Annotated in this window: 16 protein-coding genes; 7 read left to right on the forward strand and 9 right to left on the reverse strand. The window is 55.1% G+C overall.

The features are described from left to right. Nucleotides 1–268: 268 nt before the first annotated feature. A complete protein-coding gene (locus DSD31_RS12410) occupies nucleotides 269–667 on the reverse strand; it encodes a MerR family transcriptional regulator (RefSeq protein WP_015584273.1) in 399 nt (132 codons plus the stop codon). 77 nt (nucleotides 668–744) lie between these two features. Here DSD31_RS12410 and DSD31_RS12415 point away from each other — a divergent pair, with 77 nt between their 5' ends. The 3 genes from DSD31_RS12415 (at nucleotide 745) to DSD31_RS12425 (ending at nucleotide 4,450) form a co-directional block, all read left to right on the forward strand. Continuing rightward, on the forward strand, nucleotides 745–1,224 hold the full coding sequence (locus DSD31_RS12415) for a DUF2938 domain-containing protein (protein WP_015584274.1): 480 nt from the start codon (nucleotides 745–747) through the stop codon (nucleotides 1,222–1,224). 159 nt (nucleotides 1,225–1,383) lie between these two features. Beyond that, the gene (yncE, locus tag DSD31_RS12420) at nucleotides 1,384–2,442 is read left to right on the forward strand and encodes a 7-bladed beta-propeller protein YncE (protein ID WP_113991076.1); all 1,059 of its coding nucleotides are present in this window, start codon (nucleotides 1,384–1,386) and stop codon (nucleotides 2,440–2,442) included. Between the two features lie 28 nt (nucleotides 2,443–2,470). Further along, nucleotides 2,471–4,450 carry a TonB-dependent receptor domain-containing protein gene (locus DSD31_RS12425; RefSeq protein ID WP_113991077.1) on the forward strand — a complete coding sequence of 660 codons (1,980 nt, stop codon included), beginning with the start codon at nucleotides 2,471–2,473 and terminating at the stop codon, nucleotides 4,448–4,450. A gap of 50 nt (nucleotides 4,451–4,500) precedes the next feature. On the opposite strand, the gene DSD31_RS12430 is transcribed toward DSD31_RS12425, so the two are convergent. The 7 genes from DSD31_RS12430 to DSD31_RS12460 all read right to left on the reverse strand — a co-directional run bounded on the left by DSD31_RS12430 (nucleotide 4,501) and on the right by DSD31_RS12460 (nucleotide 11,234). Next, nucleotides 4,501–4,929, reverse strand: coding sequence for a cell envelope integrity TolA C-terminal domain-containing protein (locus DSD31_RS12430; protein WP_064359306.1), 429 nt, complete (start codon nucleotides 4,927–4,929; stop codon nucleotides 4,501–4,503). 167 nt (nucleotides 4,930–5,096) lie between these two features. Beyond that, the gene (locus DSD31_RS12435; protein ID WP_015584277.1) at nucleotides 5,097–6,209 is read right to left on the reverse strand and encodes a M20 family metallopeptidase; all 1,113 of its coding nucleotides are present in this window, start codon (nucleotides 6,207–6,209) and stop codon (nucleotides 5,097–5,099) included. Beyond that, nucleotides 6,209–6,964 carry a glutamine amidotransferase gene (locus DSD31_RS12440; RefSeq protein ID WP_004862251.1) on the reverse strand — a complete coding sequence of 252 codons (756 nt, stop codon included), beginning with the start codon at nucleotides 6,962–6,964 and terminating at the stop codon, nucleotides 6,209–6,211. Before DSD31_RS12440 ends, DSD31_RS12435 begins: the two co-directional genes overlap by 1 nt. A gap of 13 nt (nucleotides 6,965–6,977) precedes the next feature. Beyond that, on the reverse strand, nucleotides 6,978–8,057 hold the full coding sequence (locus DSD31_RS12445) for a phosphotriesterase family protein (RefSeq protein WP_048023633.1): 1,080 nt from the start codon (nucleotides 8,055–8,057) through the stop codon (nucleotides 6,978–6,980). Between the two features lie 7 nt (nucleotides 8,058–8,064). Beyond that, nucleotides 8,065–9,066 carry an ABC transporter permease gene (locus DSD31_RS12450; protein WP_004862247.1) on the reverse strand — a complete coding sequence of 334 codons (1,002 nt, stop codon included), beginning with the start codon at nucleotides 9,064–9,066 and terminating at the stop codon, nucleotides 8,065–8,067. A gap of 18 nt (nucleotides 9,067–9,084) precedes the next feature. After that, on the reverse strand, nucleotides 9,085–9,831 hold the full coding sequence (locus DSD31_RS12455; protein ID WP_160873108.1) for an ATP-binding cassette domain-containing protein: 747 nt from the start codon (nucleotides 9,829–9,831) through the stop codon (nucleotides 9,085–9,087). A gap of 380 nt (nucleotides 9,832–10,211) precedes the next feature. Beyond that, nucleotides 10,212–11,234 (reverse strand): LacI family DNA-binding transcriptional regulator, encoded by a 1,023-nt coding sequence (locus tag DSD31_RS12460; protein ID WP_113991078.1) that lies wholly within the window; start codon nucleotides 11,232–11,234, stop codon nucleotides 10,212–10,214. A 343-nt stretch (nucleotides 11,235–11,577) separates the two neighbouring features. Here DSD31_RS12460 and DSD31_RS12465 point away from each other — a divergent pair, with 343 nt between their 5' ends. Next, complete coding sequence (locus tag DSD31_RS12465) at nucleotides 11,578–12,531, forward strand: ABC transporter substrate-binding protein (protein ID WP_099843560.1); 954 nt, start codon at nucleotides 11,578–11,580, stop codon at nucleotides 12,529–12,531. Nucleotide 12,532: 1 nt separating this feature from the next. Here DSD31_RS12465 and DSD31_RS12470 read toward each other — a convergent pair whose 3' ends face one another. Next, the gene (locus tag DSD31_RS12470) at nucleotides 12,533–13,405 is read right to left on the reverse strand and encodes a ribokinase (RefSeq protein WP_048023632.1); all 873 of its coding nucleotides are present in this window, start codon (nucleotides 13,403–13,405) and stop codon (nucleotides 12,533–12,535) included. 26 nt (nucleotides 13,406–13,431) lie between these two features. On the opposite strand from DSD31_RS12470, the gene DSD31_RS12475 reads away from it, so the two are divergent. From DSD31_RS12475 to DSD31_RS12485, 3 genes are all read left to right on the forward strand, one after another. Next, nucleotides 13,432–14,277, forward strand: a complete 846-nt coding sequence (locus DSD31_RS12475) for a BtpA/SgcQ family protein (protein ID WP_004862236.1) — start codon at nucleotides 13,432–13,434, stop codon at nucleotides 14,275–14,277. Then, nucleotides 14,277–14,921, forward strand: coding sequence for a TenA family protein (locus DSD31_RS12480; RefSeq protein WP_004862233.1), 645 nt, complete (start codon nucleotides 14,277–14,279; stop codon nucleotides 14,919–14,921). The genes DSD31_RS12475 and DSD31_RS12480 overlap by 1 nt, the downstream gene beginning before the upstream one ends. Nucleotides 14,922–15,022: 101 nt before the next feature. Then, complete coding sequence (locus DSD31_RS12485) at nucleotides 15,023–15,583, forward strand: nucleotidyltransferase family protein (RefSeq protein WP_044023606.1); 561 nt, start codon at nucleotides 15,023–15,025, stop codon at nucleotides 15,581–15,583. The last annotated feature ends 166 nt before the right edge of the window (nucleotides 15,584–15,749 follow it).

Genomic DNA, 15,749 nt, shown 5'->3' on the forward strand with positions numbered 1-15,749 from the left:
TGCTGATATCCCGACAGGCTACCTATAAATAGGCATTAGAGTAAGTGGCTTTTCTCTAAAGGTGTATTTGATGTTTTCACCGCACAGTGGCCATAAAGCCCGGCTCATTACCGGGGCGCTGAGGTTTGTTTATCGTTGTAATGATATGAATTTATTGTTTTTTTAAGTTGGCAGGGCGACCGGCGGCCCTGTACACGTAGCAGACGGGCTAACCCGACACGCATTCTGAGAGGCGGTGGCATAATCAGCATATGCTCGCTGGGAAATGTTACCTGACCAGTCGAAGTCCTCGTGAAACGATTCTCTTGAACTCCTCACAATGGGTATGCTCGGGCTGAGTACAGCGCGCAACATGTTTTAGTCCGCGGCTTAATAATTGCAGTCTGCGAATGGTCACGTCAATTTCCCGTGAGCGTTTGTGGAGCAGTTCGCGATTAATATCTGGATGAGCTTCCGTACCGATCATCACGGCGATTTCATCCAGAGAAAACCCTGCGGCCTGTCCCAGCGCAATGAGTTGCAGTTTATAAAGCACATTCTCATGGTACTGCCTGCGAAGACCATTTCGCCCGACAGGCCGAATTAATCCTTTCGTTTCGTAATATCGCAATGCGGAGGGTTTAACCCCGGCAAGGTCAGCGATCTCTCTGATATCCCGTTCTTTCATTGTTGACTTAAACCTCACTTTAAGTTGCACACTGGCTGTCAGCTTAGCATTCCATCAATAAGGAGCAGACATTGGATATGATTATTCTCGGTAAAACGGTCATAACAGGCATCGGCGCCACGCTGATCATGGATATCTGGTCACTTTTGCAGAAATACCTGCTCAAAGCACCGCCGCTAAACTATGCGCTGGTTGGGCGCTGGATTTTATGGTTGCCCAGAGGAAAGTACTGGCATTATACGATTGCGACAACGCCGCGAATACAAGGGGAGATGTTCACCGGTTGGATGTTCCACTACCTGATCGGGGTCGTTTTTGCTTTTGTACCGCTTATGCTGAACGCAACCGCCTGGTTCAGCGAGCCCTCTCTTAAAGTCGGTCTTCTGGCCGGTTTATCGACGCTATTTGCTCCGTTCATCATTCTGCAGCCGGCATTGGGTTTTGGTTTCGCTGCTTCACGAACCCCGCGTCCCTGGCTGGCTCGTCTGCTCAGTCTGCTCACGCATCTGGCGTATGGGGGAGGGCTGTATATCTCAGCCCTGATGATGAGCGCCTGAAGATAAAGCATTTTCGTCCGGTCATTTCACCAGCTTATAGCGCGGCGGCTTCAATGCTAGCACAAAAAATGGTAGGGAATATGAAGATAAATGCAATTGCAAATGATATTTGTTTTCATTAATGCTTGCATTCCGTAAACTACTGTAAAGAAAAATTACATGTCTACCGTATCCCTGACGAAAGTAACGCTTTGCGCGCTGGCCATTTCATCTTCTCTGCCTGTTTTCTCTGTCTCGGCTAAGGATTTTACCGAGCAGGCCTTCCGCTCACAGCCTCTTGGCCACGGCGTTTATGAGCTGGCTTATGACAACAGTCAGAAGACGCTCTATGCCGCCTCCGCGCCCTCGTTTGAGAAAGATAAAACGACGGGCGTTGTATTTCGGCTGGCGGCCGATTCTCTGCAGATTAATCAGAAGATAGCCACCGAACGGCGTACCTTTGCACTTTCTCTGGATGAAGAAAACCATATCCTGTATTTGGGCAATGCGCTGGATGGTTCGCTAACGCTCGTGGATACGTTGACCAATAAGGTGATTAAAACTATTCAGCTAAGCGATGATGCGGATCCTGAGAAACAGGCTCACGTGCGCGAAGTGGTGCTGGATAAGCAAAATCAACGTCTGTATGTGTCCGGGATCGGGCGCAAAGACAAAGGGCTGCTGTGGGTTGTCGATACGCGAAAGCAGCAGCTTAGCGAAACGCTGAATCATCTCGAACCGGTGGGGTTTGCCGTTGATGACGCGGGTAACAAAGTTTATGTAGTTACCGGCAACGGGGAGTTGGTGACCCTCGATGGCAAAACGTCGAAGCTCCTTGCCCGCGTGAAGGTCGACCCGGCTGAACCGGACCATTATTTCCTCAATATCGCCCTGAACAGCGCCGCAGGAGTCGGGTATATCGCTGATACCAACACCCGCGATGTGCTGGTGGTGCGGCTGGACTCCGGCAAGCTGGTGGATCGTATTGCCTCGCCCAATTCGGTCGCCGTGCTCTATAACGCCGCGCGCGATGAAATCTACGTTACCCATCGCAACGATCGTTCGATTAGCGTCATCGACGCAAAAACCCATCATCTCAAACACGCCATCAAAACGGCGGCCGTGCCCAACAGTCTGGCGCTTTCTGCGGATGCCGGAACGCTTTATGCCAGCGTCAAACAGGACGAAAAAAGCGACCAGGCTGATTACGTTCTCAAGATTGATCTAACTAAATTCTAAGGACTTTTTTGTGACGATTAAGACACACATGGAGGTGGCGATTGCGCTCGCCTTCGTCAATCTGCCCGCGGCTGCCTACGCTGCAGATAGCGCCGCCGTAAACGAAGAGCAGATGGTAGTCACCGCCACAGGTTTCAGCCAGGAGAGGCGCGAGGCGCCGGCGACGATCTCGGTGCTTGATGAGAAGGCGCTGAATACCCGTTCCAATCAGAATGTCGCGGAAGCGCTGCGCGAGATGCCGGGCGTGCTGGTGGGCAACGGTCACGGCAGTCTGGCCACCGGCGATGTACAGATGCGCGGTATGGATTCGACCTATACCTCGTTTATGGTCAACGGTATCAAGCAGTCTACCCGCGAATCCCGTCCCTACGGGCATCACATTGGTAGCGAAGTGGCTTTTATGCCGCCGCTGGCTGCCATTGAACGGGTAGAGGTCATTCGCGGCCCCATGTCCTCGCTGTATGGCTCTGACTCGATTGGTGGCGTGGTCAACGTCATCACCAAAAAGTCCTGGAACCTCGAAAAATGGACCGGGGTACTGGAGGATAATTACTTCCTGCAGGAAAAAAGTGAATACGGCAACACTAATCAGACCAACGCTTTCTTGATGGGGCCTGTCATCCCGGGCAAACTCGGGATCAGCGTGGGCGCAGACTACCTCGATCGTCGCGATGATGATAGCCCAACCAAAGAGCGCTTCGTGAAGCATCAGGCCGGGAATCTGGACGCCACCATTTCTCTGTCGCCAACCGATACTCAGCTCTGGGATCTGAACGCCTCTAAAGGCAATCAGGAGAAAACCCATAACGATAAAGCGTGGTACTGGGGCTTTGACCGCGACGCGGCCTCACTGTCACAGCATGCCTGGTACGGCGATGATCTGGTGGAGGTGAAGAACTTTATCAGCTACGAGAAGGCCCGTACGGAGTACCGCGTGCCCGGGATGGATTCGCAATTTATTAAGCAGAATAATTTTGAGGCCAATAGCGCGAACACCTTTACTCTGGCCGATCACAAGCTGACGTTAGGCGTAAATTTCACGCGCAATGAGCTGAATGACACCTTCGGTATCGCGGATAAGCAGGCGCCTGGCGTCACTCCGGTGAGTAAAATCACGCGTCATGGCTGGGCGGTTTTTGCGGAAGATGCATGGATGATGGTGCCGGACTTTACGCTGACCACCTCTGCGCGCCTGGATCATGATAGCTACTTTGGCTATCACGTCACGCCTAAGCTGTATGGTAACTGGACTATCGACGAGACCTGGGCGCTGAAAGGGGGCGTCTCCGCCGGTTACAAAAAACCGGATTTACGGCAGAACAACGCCGGTTTTACCAGCGTCTATGGTGCTTATCCCTATTCTGAGATTGGTATCGGCAACGACGATCTGAAGCCGGAACAGAGCATCAACACCGAACTGGGCGTGTACTGGCAGCAAAACGCGCTGGCGCTGGATGCGACGCTTTTCCATACCAAATTTAAAGATAAAATCAGCGACCACACCATCTGTACCTCATCGGCCAGCCAACAGTGTCAATACAATGGCTATACCGCTGATAGCGTGTCGCAATATATTAACGTCGGGGATGCGGAGATCTACGGCCTGGAGCTGAACGGCGACTGGCAGGTGACCGCGGCGCTGAAGGCCAACGCCAACTATACCTATACCCACAGTGAACAGAAAAGCGGTGAGTATAAGGGCTATGCGCTAAATGATTTTCCGAGCAGTATGGCCAACGTTTCGCTGTCATGGAATACAACGTCCGATCTGGAGCTGTGGACCAAGGCGAGCTGGCGCAGCAACTCGCCGGATATCGGCAAGTCCAGCTCAACGGATGCGTATGCGCTGGTTGATTTAGGCGCGCGTTACCATCTGAATAAACACGTCACGTTGATGAGCGGGATCTACAATCTGTTTGATGTGAATCCGGTTTACACCACCACCTACAGGCAGACCGCGATGCTGGAAGGGCGGCGCTATAATTTCGGCGGCCGCGCGGAGTTCTGAGAATGATGCAGGGGCCAAGGGCCCCTGAGACAATATTGCGGAAATCCCGCTCACGGTCTGAAATCCATAATGGCATTGTTGAATGTCTGATAGGTTTGTTCATCCGGGGCTGGCGGAATCTGCGCCTCTTGTAGCGCGGCTATAATTTCCGCGCATAAAGCCGGATCGCCATGCGCTTCCGTTGGATTCTGCACCTTCCCGTCACGCTGGAACGTTAAGCGCACGGAGCATTTTTGCCCCTGATACGCCTGCGGCTGGTCTATTTTAGCGAAGATAGCCGTTCTGACCTGATGCAGATAGCGCAAATTAGTCGCCCGTGGCGAATTGTCTGACCCCATCTCATAATCTGCAAACAGCTTATCCACTTCTGCCGATAATTTAGCCTTTTCAGCGCTCTCAGGTGGGGAAGCGGTGCCTGAGCAGGCCGTCAGCAGTAAAGAGAGGAAACAAAAGAGTAGCGGACTGCGTCTCACGGTCATGGTAATGCCTCCTTGCCTGGTATGATAAATTCGGCGTGATATGCGGTCATCCTCTGCTATTCAGCGAGGGTATTCAAATGTTTATCAACGAGTGTGCCTGCGGAGGTTCGAACGCAGGCATTCTTTCCGTGTGACGCTGTCACTTTTATGCGACTCCGGCAGGCAGATTACCGCATCCAGTCGCGGATAATTTCTCCGTACAGCTGTTCCGCTTCCTCCAGTCGGCTGAGCAGGCAGTACTCATCGGTTTGATGAGCCAGAGACGGCTCGCCGGGGCCGAGAATAATACAGGGCGGGTTGCCCAGCGCAGGCAGCAGCAGGGAGGCATCGGTAAAGTAGGGAACCACGCGCGGCTCAAGCGGCCGATCGTGCAGCGGCTGGCAGCGTTGATAAACCTGCTTTATCCAAACGTGGTCCGCTTCGCTCAGTACCGCGGGCAGGTCAACCAATGTCGACACCGTGACGCTCTCACCAAGCAGCGTGGTCAATCGCTGCCGGATAGTGGCGTGCTGTAAATTGGGCGCGCTACGGATATCGACATCAAAACGCGTGCGGTCCGGCACGGAGTTGATATTGAGCCCGCCTTCGATACGTCCGACGTTAAGAGTGGGCTGTTTCATCAGCGGATGCGGCGCGCCTGGCGAGAAATGTTGAATCTTACCTACCGCATCCGCCGCCAGATAGATAGCGTTAATCCCCAGTTCCGGCATCGCGCCGTGCGCGGTTTTCCCTCGCGTTTCACAACGTAGCCAGAGGGCGCCTTTATGCCCGATAACCGGGTAATTGGCGGTGGGTTCGCCGACGATCAGCGCCCCGATCTCCGGCAACGGAGCGGAGGCGATCAGCGCCCGGGCGCCGTCACAGCCGGTTTCTTCCCCTCCGGTAATCAGCAATACCGCACCGCTGCCGGCGAGAATAGTTTCCCGCTGATGAACGCAGGCGACGGCAAATGCCGCCACCGCTGCTTTCATATCGCTGGCGCCGCGTCCATAAAGACGACCGTCCTCCGTCTGTGAACCGAAAGGATCGTATCGCCACTGCGCGTTCCCAAGCGGCACGGTATCCAGATGTCCGGTAAAAGCCAGCGGTTTACCGGCTGTCATCCCGGGCAGACTGGCGATCAGATTGCTGCGTCCCTCGCCGAACGACGACAGCGAAACCTCAAAGCCGCTCTCTTGAAGCCAGTCGGCAAAGAAGCGCATGCAGTCAGCTTCGCTACCCGGCGGGTTGATGGTGTTAAAGCCCAGCAGCTGCCGGGCCAGTTGAAGGGTGGTGGTCATCAGTCGCGTTCCGTTAGCCAGTCGAGGCAGTTAATCCACAGCTGGCGATAGCCGGGCCATTTGGCAAACTCTTCCGGCAGCCAGTGTGCGGACATATCGCTGGTCCACACCAGCGAGCGACCCTGTTGATATTCGCGAATAGCCAGCAGCGGATGACCGGTTCCGGCGACGGTAGCCAGCAGTTTGCCCTGCGGATGCATTTCCACTTCGTTATAGCCCAGCAGCCACGGCCATTCGCCAGGAATATCGTTAAACAGGGCGTGAGATTCTGTCACTTCGGCATAGCAACCTTCCGGGGTTTCAATACGATCGTCCCATGCCAGACAGCGCACCGGCAGAACTTTCTCCACCGCGGTATGGCGATAGCGTGCGCCGCCGTTAATTCCCTGGAAGCTGTAATAGCCCCCAATCATCATCAGCGCACCGCCGGCGGCAACGTAGTCATGGATCAGCGTCAGCCGGTTGGCGGTACGCCGGCTTTTCAGCCAGGTATCCGGATGCAGCAGCAGCGTATTGGCGCCAATATCCGACAGGATAATTGCATCCCACTGCCGCAGCGCTTCCTGAGTCAGCGGGAAGTCGGTCGCCGCCGCGTGGGCAGGCATGTAGGTAATCGCGTAATGACTGTCCGCAAGCGCGGCGAGAAAATCCGTTGCGCCGGTGTGCCAGGTAGCGGTGGCAAACTGATCGAAGCCTTTAATGTGCGTTGAAGTGCTGGTCCAGGATTCCCCGACCAGTAAGATTTTTTTCTGCATTATGATTTTCCTTTTATCCGCCAAAGACCCGTTGGGGATTGCCAATCATCAAGGTTTCAAGCTGTTCGCCGCTGACGCCGTGGCGCCGCAGACGAGGAACAAAATGCTTGAGTATGTAGCCGTAACCGTGGCCGCCGTAGCGGGTGAGCATGGTTTTCAGGAACACATCCTGCGACAGCAAAATCTGCTGGAGATAGCCATCGTCAATCAGCTCGCGAATCGCACGGGCGTTCTCCTCGTCGGAGGGCGACTGCGCCGACTCGTCGGCATAGTAGTAGCTCATGCCGATCATGTCGTATTCGAGAAACGCTCCGCGCTGCGCCAGTTCGCGCTGGTAGCGCTTATCGGCAAAGCTGGGATTCATATGACACAGCACCGCATGACGGAGATCGGCGCCTTCCTGTTCGAGAATATCCAGCACCCGGTGACCCAGTCTCTCCCAGCCCGGCAGATGGACCTCGATCGGCACGCCGGTCGCGGCGCTGGCCCGGCCGGCCGCGCGCAGAGACTTCTCTTCATCCGGCGTAAAGCGGCTTGAGATTCCGATTTCGCCGATAAGCCCGGCGAGCACTTCCGGTTTCTCCTCCGCGCCGCCAAGATCGTAAATCAGCCGTTCGGCCAGCTGTTCGACGCTGCTGGTTTTTACCCACTCGGGGTGTGACGGCTCCAGATAGAGGCCGGTACCCATAACAATGTTCAGACCGGTCAGACGCGCGATGCGCGCCAGCGCTTTGGGGTCGCGGCCAATGCCGATATTGGTCGGGTCGACCACCGTTTCCCCGCCAAGCGCGCGATATTTGGTCAGTTCTTCAATCGCGACGTCGACATCAAATAGCTGGCAGTTATCGCGGCTCATCAGCGGGTTCAGCGACAGTTCGCCGAGGTTTTCCATCTTCACCGGCATTTCGGCTAGATGGCGATCGCTACAGCAGCAGGGCGGCACCCATTTGCCGGACGCGTCCAGCAGAATATGCTCATGCATCAGCGTGACGCCCATCTCGCTAATCGGCAGCGGGCCCAGCACCGTCATGACGTAACCGCTGCTGACGCCGACCGGCAGCGGGGAGGGATGGCGAAAAATTGATCCTTTCATCAGCTATCTATCCTTTTGCCGCCGAGCGCGTGGGGTTGAGAATGCGGGTGTTCAGCCAGATAGCCAGCAGGATGATAGTGCCGGTGGCTATCTGGGTGTAGAACGGTGAAATATGCGACAGGATCAGCCCGTTCTGAATCACCGCAATCGACAGCGCGCCGAGCAGCGTGCCGATAATCGTCCCGAAGCCGCCAAACAGACTGGTACTGCCGAGCACAACGGCGGCGATGACCTGCAGTTCAAAACCTTCGCCCTGGTTGGAGGAGCCGCTGCCGAGACGTGCGGTAATAATCATTCCGGCCAGCGCGGCGGCCATTCCGCTGATGATATAGACCTTCATGGTCACCGCTTTGGTGTTAATCCCGCTGCGTCGTGCGCCTTCGGCATTCGCGCCGATAGCCGTCACATAGCGGCCAAAACGCATATGGTTGAGAACGATATGCCCGATAATCAGAACCATAATGCCAATCAGCGCTGGCATGGGGATACCCACGACCCACGCGCGCCCTATAAAGGTAAACAGGCTGTCAGCGGGAAGCGGAATCGAATAGCCCTGGGTCACCAGCAGCGCGATACCGCGCACAACGGCCAGGGTGGCGAGGGTGACGATAAACGCCGGAATGCCTTCATAGGCAATAAAAAAGCCGTTGATGGCGCCGACTAATCCGCCGAGCAGCAGACCGCCGAGCAAAACCACCGGCCACGGCAGTCCCCAGTTGTTCAGGGCGATAGCGGAAAGCGCGCCGACCAGCGCGAGGGTGGATCCCACCGACAGGTCGATGCCGCCGGTGGTAATCACCAGGGTCATTGCGGTTGCGACGATCAGCAGCGGGGCGCTCTGACGGATGATATTCAGCCAGTTGGTGCCGGTGAGGAAATTGCCGGTAATCAGCGAAAACACCACGCAGCAGAAGACAAAAAATAGCGCGATGCTCACCACGCCCGAGTGGTTATGCAGCAGGCGGCGCGGCAGCGAATGCTGGATCATGCGGGAGCTGCTTAAGTTCATGATACTCATCCTGTTACCTCAATGTGCAGCCGCAGAGCGGGCGGTGAATTTCTCGCCCACAATCAGGTTAACGATATCGCTCAGGCTGGTGTCGGCCACCCGCCGGTCGGCGACGTTGGTACCTTCATACATCACCATGATCCGGTCACAGACCAGGAACAGGTCCTGCAGGCGGTGGGTAATCAGAATAACGCTCACGCCGCGAGCGGAAACGCGACGAATTAGCTCCAGAACCGCTTCAACTTCCGCGACGGCCAGCGCGGCGGTTGGCTCGTCCATGATCAGCACCTTCGGATCAAAAGCCGCCGCGCGGGCGATGGCAATGGCCTGGCGCTGGCCGCCGGAAAGATTTCGCACCAACAGGCGAGTATCAGGAATGGAAATTCCCAGCCCTTTTAGCATCTCCCGGGCATCGGCGTGCATTCTGGCTTCGTCGAGAAAGGGGATGCCGAGGAGCGATTTCATCGGCTCGCGACCCATAAACAGATTGCCCGCGACGTCGACCGTGTCGCATAGCGACAGATCCTGATACACCATCTCGATATGGCAGCGACGCGAATCGGCCGGATTAGCAAACTGGTGCTGTTCACCGTCGATACGAATAGTGCCGCTGGAGGGGATCACCGCGCCAGATAGTACTTTGGTCAGGGTTGATTTCCCCGCGCCGTTATCGCCCACTAATCCCAGCACCTCGCCCGGAGCCAGCTCCAGGTTGACTCCGCGCAACGAACGTATCGACCCGTAGGTCTTGGTGATATTGATCATCTCCACCCTTGGCGGGGTAGTTTGTGGCTGCTGCATCTGATAACTCCCATCGCTATTGCCGGGAAAATGTTCGCCAGCCTGCGGGAGATACCCCATCCGACACGGTTTACATTCTAGTAAACCGGTTTACCTGCGGAGTGGAGCACTCGCCAACACAGTCTGGTCAAACGCTATGTAAGATATTTGTTCGCCAGTAAGAACATTGCAGCATCCGTGCCAGGGCAGGAACAACACCGCAGCCCTGTGACTTAACCTTATGTAATAGATAGTGTTTCTTGATTACATTCCGGTAAACCGGTTTACTGATTATAGTGAAGAGATGGCAGGTTGAACGTTTTTTGCGCCAAAACTGGGCGCTTTTGCGCCATTTTGGGACGCGCTTAACAAATCTTGATCGAGTCGCGGCCAATCCATTCCACCGGCAGGCGGGTTTCTGCCGGGATATCTTTGTCGTCGTTGAGCAAGCGCATCATGATGTTCACCGCAGTGCGGCCCAGCTCCCGGGCGGGCTGGCGGATAGTTGAAATACGCGGCTGGGTGAAATCGGCATAGCTGGCGTCATCGAAGCCGACTAACGACAGCGCCTCCGGCGCCTGCAGTCCGCCGGCGCGCAGCCCATCGAGCAGGCCAAGCACCAGATAGTCGCTGGCGGCGAAGACGGCAGTAGGGCGAACCGGCTGACTAAACAAATACTGCAGCGCCTGTTGGCCGAACTCGCGCTGGTAGTCGCCGTACATAACCCATTCGGGGGGCCAGCTCAGACCGGCCTGCTTCATGGCGGTGCAAAAGCCCTGATAGCGTTCGCGGACGCTCATCAGCTTGTCCGGACCGCCGACGAAAGCGATATGGCGATGCCCGGCGGCGATCAGTTTTTCGGTCGCAATCCGCCCGCCCTGGACGTTATCGGCAAAGACTTTAGGAACCTTACTGCCGGGAATGTCCTCATCCAGCAGCACAATGCGTTCGTGGCGCTGAACCTCTTTGCGCAGCAGGCCGTTATCGGGGCGGTTGGTGGTGAACAGCAGACCATCGACCTGGCAGGTATCCAGCCAGCGTATAAACTGACACTCTTTTTCCGGGTTATTACGAGTGATGCACAGTACCAGGCTGTAGCCGTTGGCAGAGGTGGCCTCTTCGGCGGCATCGGCCAGTTCGGCAAAGAAGGGGTTGGTGATGTCGGGCAGCACCAGGCCAAGGGTTTCGCTTCCGCCTTTACTCAGACGGCGTGCGAGACTATTACCGCGATAGTCCAGTTCGCGTATTGCCGTTTCGATGCGGTCGATGGTTTCCTGCGGCAGCACAATACTGTTGTTCATATAGCGCGACAGGGTAGCCTTCGACAGGCCCGCCAGCTTTGCCACGTCGGATAATAATACGCGTTTTATACTCATTTCCTGCGCCATTTCTGCCAGAGTCGGCTATCTGTAACATAGTTAAGCGCGGTGGATACAGCAATATCTCTGTTAACAATATCCTTAAATAAATGCTTGACAAATTTTAAATGGCGGAGAATTGTATAGGCAGTTTACCGCATCATCCGGGAAGTCATTCCCAAACCCGTTTAACTCATTCCAGTCGCGCACCGACACGGACCGGTTGCCGGAATGAAATTAAGCAGGTCCAGCCGAACGTTCGACGATCGTTCTGGCCATATAGACGATATTTGCCCGCCAAAAAATAATCCTTCTGCGTTCGCATGCGACGCGGAACTCTGCTGGCTATCAACTATTCCCGACGAGGATACTGATGATGTTATTTAACACCGGAAAACTGCGTTTTATTGCTATAGCAACGACGATGCTGGCATCAGTGAGCTTTATTTCTACCGCCAGTGCCGCCGCTCCCACTTATGCGCTGGTACAGATCAATCAGCAGGCTCTGTTTTTTAATTTGATGAATAAAGGCGCGCAGGATGCAGCAAAAGCCAGCGGTAAGGATTTAGTTATTTTTAACTCTAACGACAATCCCGTCGCGCAAAATGACGCGATTGAAAACTATATTCAGCAAGGTGTTAAGGGCATTCTGGTTGCCGCTATCGACGTTAATGGAATTATGCCTGCGGTAAAAGAAGCCGCCGCTGCTAACATTCCCGTGATTGCTATTGATGCCGTATTACCGGCCGGGCCTCAGGCGGCTCAGGTGGGCGTGGATAATATCGAAGGCGGCAGAATTATTGGCCAATACTTCGTTGACTACGTGCAGAAAGAGATGGGCGGCCAGGCGCGGCTGGGGATCGTCGGCGCCCTGAACTCAGCGATTCAGAATCAGCGGCAGAAGGGCTTCGAAGAGATGCTGAAAAGCAACCCGAAAATTACCATCGCCAACGTCGTCGACGGGCAGAACGTGCAGGATAAAGCGATGACCGCGGCGGAAAACCTGATTACCGGCAACCCCGATCTGACGGCTATCTATGCTACCGGCGAACCTGCGCTGCTGGGCGCCATTGCCGCGGTGGAGAACCAGGGGCGTCAGAAAGATATTAAAGTCTTTGGCTGGGATCTGACGGCGAAGGCGATTTCGGGTATTGACGGCGGATACGTCACCGCCGTACTGCAACAGGATCCGGAAAAGATGGGGGCCGAAGCCCTCAAGGCGCTGAACAGCATTACGTCGGGAAAAACCGTGCCGAAAACCATTCTGGTTCCGGCAACGGTGGTGACGAAAGCGAACGTTGATAGCTACCGCTCGCTGTTTAAGTAGGTCAGTGCGCGCCGCCCGTGGCTAACAGGGCGGTGAGCTCCTGAGCGTCGGGAAACGCGCTGAGCGTGCCCCGGCGGCTAACGGTAATGGCGGCAGCACGGCTGGCATGGGTAAGCGCCAGGCGATCTGGTTCGACGTCGCGCAGTAGCGCGGATGCCAGCATCACAGCGAGGAACGTATCGCCCGCGCCGGTGGTATCAAGCGCCTCGGCGGGGGCGGCGGGGCAAAACTGACGCTGGCCATCACGGATCAGCCAGGCGCCTGCTGCCCCCTGGGTAATCACTAAGGTTTTTACGCCGTATGGCTGGAGCAATTCAGCCTCTGATTCGTTGACCACTGCGATGTCGATAAGCGGCCACAGATGACAAAAGTCAGGATTGACCGGTGAGGGGTTGAATACCGTTGTCATACCGCGGGTTCTGGCATACTGGAATAGCGCCCGCGTTTTCTCCAGGGAGAAATTGCCCTGTTGTAGCAAAATATCGCCCGCGGCGGCATCGGCCATGTGTGGAATAATATCATCAAGATGGAATGTATCGGCGGCGGCGGTAGTGGTAATGATCGCATTATCGCCATCAGCGCTATTTAAAATAATCGAGGTATCGCTATGTTGGTTAAAATGGCAGTCGGGTAGCAACGTTAATGCTTCATTTTGTATCCGCTGGCGAATCCAGATTCCATTGCTGTCATTTCCTGTGGCAGCAATTAAGCGCGTTTCTATTCCACTGCGGGATAATATAATCGCCTGATTCGCGCCTTTACCGCCGATATCCTGCGAAACTTTAACGCCATGAATTGAAGTGCCTTTTTTTGGTATATCCGAAACAGACCAGGTTTCATCTACGGTAATATTGCCGATAACGTAAACACGCATAGTGTTCCCTTAACAGGATGGATAAGATGGTTGCTATCTCAGCAGAAAAAACGAATGCAATACAAGCTATTTTTTCACGTGGTAAAGTTGTTATAGGTGTTATTCATTGCGATCCTTTTCCCGGCACACCTAAATATCGAGGGAAATCAGTGGGTGATATTGTCGAGCGTGCGCTTCGGGATGCTGAAAATTATATTTCTGGAGGCGTTCATGGCTTGATTGTTGAAAATCATGGCGATATCCCTTTTTCTAAACCTGAAGATATCGGTCATGAAACCTCGGCGCTGATGGCGGTCATTACCGAGAAAGTACGCGAGCGTTTTGGCGTACCGCTGGGAATTAATGTCCTGGCAAACGCTGCGATTCCGGCGATGGCTATCGCTCTGGCGGGGGGCGCCGATTTCATTCGCGTCAATCAGTGGGCCAATGCTTATATCGCCAACGAAGGGTTTATTGAAGGGGCGGCGGCCAGGGCGTTGCGCTATCGCAGCATGCTGCGCGCTGAACATATCCGCGTTTTTGCCGATAGCCACGTTAAGCACGGCAGCCATGCTATCGTTGCCGATCGTTCGATTCAGGAGCTGACTCGCGATGTGGACTTTTTCGAGGCCGACGCGGTGATTGCCACGGGTCAGCGCACCGGCGATAGCGCCACGATGGCGGAAATTGATGAGATTCGCGCGGCGACAGAGCTACCGTTATTAGTGGGCTCGGGGGTGACACCAGCCAATGTCAGCCAGATCCTCGGACGGACTCAGGGAGTCATTGTGGCCAGCACCATGAAGGTTGATGGCGTCTGGTGGAACGACGTAGAGCTGGCCCGGGTTAAGCATTTTATGTCCGTCGCCCAGGCCGCGCTGGAGGAGGCATAATGGAAGCATTTAGCGATCGCCTGCTGCGCGAACATCAGCAGGTCTGGCAGACGATGCAGAGGCACCGTTTTGTGGTTGATATTGAACAGGATCGTCTGCCGACAACCGTATTCAACCGCTATCTGGTGTTTGAGGGCAACTTTGTCGCCACGGCAATCGCGATTTTCGCCCTCGGGGTCAGCAAGGCGCCGGATATTCAGCAGCAGCGCTGGCTCATCGGCGTACTGAACGCGCTGGTAGACACGCAGATTGCGTGGTTTGAACAGGTCTTGTCTGACCGGCGGATTAATCCCGCGGATTATCCGCACGATTTGCCAGCCGTGCAGCGCTTTCGCGACGGCATGCTGCGGACAGCCCGGTCGGGCAACTATGAACAGATCATTACCATGATGTTCGGGGCGGAATGGATGTACTACTCCTGGTGCCGGGGGGCGAGCGAGCATCGTCAGAGCGATGCTGACGTCAGGCGCTGGGTGGTAATGCACGCCGAAGACGACTTTTATCAGCAGGCTCTCTGGCTGAAGAACGAACTCGATCGCTGCGCCATGGCGCTGAGTGAAAACGAAAAGCAGGCGCTGTCGGCGCTGTACGGGGATGTGCTGCAGTGGGAAATTGATTTCCATCACGCCGCGTACGAGGATTAGCCGCGAGGTAATAGCAGGGGGGCGCCAGCAGCGGCGCCCCCCTGGACATTGATGTTATTATCAGGCAGATAGCAACCTTAATCACTGTTTTCAGGGAAATGATGAAATATCAGGACGTATTGCAGGACCTGTTGTTAAACGACCCGATAAGAATGAAGGCGCTATATGCCGTTCAGGCGCTGGAACTCAGCGATGGCTGGATTGGTGCCGGCTTGGTCAGAGATGCGGTCTGGGATCATCTGCACGGATACGGGCAAAGGCCAGTCTCGGGTGATGTGGATGTTGTCTGGTTCGACCCGAAAAACTGCAGTTCAGTTGTTGATAGCGCTCTGGAAGAGACGCTCAGCCGGCAATCACCGGTCTTTAACTGGTCGGTGAAGAATCAAGCCAGGATGCATCAACGTAATGATAATGAACCCTATTGCTCGACAGCGAATGCTCTTCGCTACTGGCCTGAGACGGCGACGGCCGTCGCGGTCAGAATAGGCCGTTCCACCCTTATTGAGATCATTGCGCCTTATGGGCTCGACGATCTGTTTGAACGACGTCTTCGGGCAACGCCATTCTTTGAGAGCGATAAGCGGGATGTTTTCTGGCAGCGTGTCGTGGCAAAACGGTGGCTGGAACGCTATCCGGATTTGCAGCTAATCCTGCCCGCATAGTGTTGGCCTGGGGTTAGAGTGGATTATCGTTGGAGATGATGAAAATGAAAGACTTGTTTACATCGGCAGGCCATCATCGAGAGCGCACGATTTTCATCAGGCCACAGCGCAATGACAACATTGCGCCTCCCTAATATCTATGCAAGTAAAGTCCGCTGCGTGCCAG

The organism is Klebsiella sp. X13, from assembly GCF_003323835.1.
In the GTDB taxonomy this organism is placed as follows: domain Bacteria; phylum Pseudomonadota; class Gammaproteobacteria; order Enterobacterales; family Enterobacteriaceae; genus Klebsiella; species Klebsiella ornithinolytica.